1 protein-coding gene is annotated in these 922 nt (G+C 66.9%); it reads right to left on the reverse strand.

The window, feature by feature from the left end; all coding sequences use genetic code 11:
- Nucleotides 1-3: 3 nt before the first annotated feature.
- Nucleotides 4-921 (reverse strand): 5-dehydro-4-deoxyglucarate dehydratase, encoded by a 918-nt coding sequence (kdgD, locus tag F3J18_RS37620; RefSeq protein WP_126240124.1) that lies wholly within the window; start codon nucleotides 919-921, stop codon nucleotides 4-6.
- Between the last annotated feature and the right edge of the window lies 1 nt (nucleotide 922).

Raw genomic sequence — 922 nt, forward strand, 5'->3', positions numbered from 1 at the left:
GGCTTACTGCGCGCCGAGCTTCTTGATCAGCACATCGAGCTCGGCCAGTTCGGCTTCGTTCAGGTCCGTCAGCGGGGCGCGCACCGGGCCCGCGTCGTGGCCGACCAGCTTGGCGCCGGCCTTCACGATGCTGACCGCGTAACCCGCGCGGCGGTTGCGGATCTTCAGGTAGGGCAGGAAGAACTCGTCGATCAGCTTGCCGACGGTGGCGTGATCGTCGGCGGCGATCGCGCGGTAGAAGTCCATCGCCGTCTTCGGGATGAAGTTGAACACCGCCGACGAATAGACCGGCACGCCCAGCGCCTTGTAGGCCGCGGCATAGACTTCCGCGGTCGGCAGCCCGCCCAGGTAGGCGAAGCGATCGCCCAGGCGACGGCGAATGGTCACCATCGACTCGATCTCGCCCACGCCGTCCTTGAAGCCGATCAGGTTCGGGCAACGCTCGGCCAGGCGCTCGAGCATGTCGGCGTTGAGCTTGGAATTGGCGCGGTTGTAGATGATCACGCCGATGTCCGGCACGGCCTTGCAGACCTGCTCGGCGTGATCGGCGATGCCTTCCTGCGAGGCTTCGGTCAGGTAATGCGGCATCAGCAGCACGCCGTTGGCGCCCAGGCGCTGCGCTTCCTTGGCGTATTCGATCGCCACGCGGGTGGGGCCGCCGGCGCCGGCCAGGATCGGCACCTTGCCCTTGCAGGTTTCGGCGGCGGTGCGCACCACGTTCGAGTAGTCGTCGCGGGTCAGCGAGAAGAACTCGCCCGTGCCGCCGGCCACGAACAGCGCCGAGGCGCCGTAGGGGGCGAGCCATTCGAGGCGCTCGACATAGGTGCTCGGGCGGAAGTTGCCCTCGGCGTCGAAGTCGGTGACGGGGAAGGACAGCAGGCCTTCCGAGATGATCTGCTTGAGTTCCTGAGGCGTGGTCATG

Source organism: Burkholderia sp. Ax-1720, assembly GCF_011753035.1.
GTDB lineage: Bacteria > Pseudomonadota > Gammaproteobacteria > Burkholderiales > Burkholderiaceae > Burkholderia > Burkholderia gladioli.

Bases quoted from the DNA above. Each gene is read 5' to 3' on its own strand.
- kdgD (WP_126240124.1), bottom strand. From the start codon at position 921: ATGACCACGCCTCAGGAACTCAAGCAGATCATCTCGGAAGGCCTGCTG.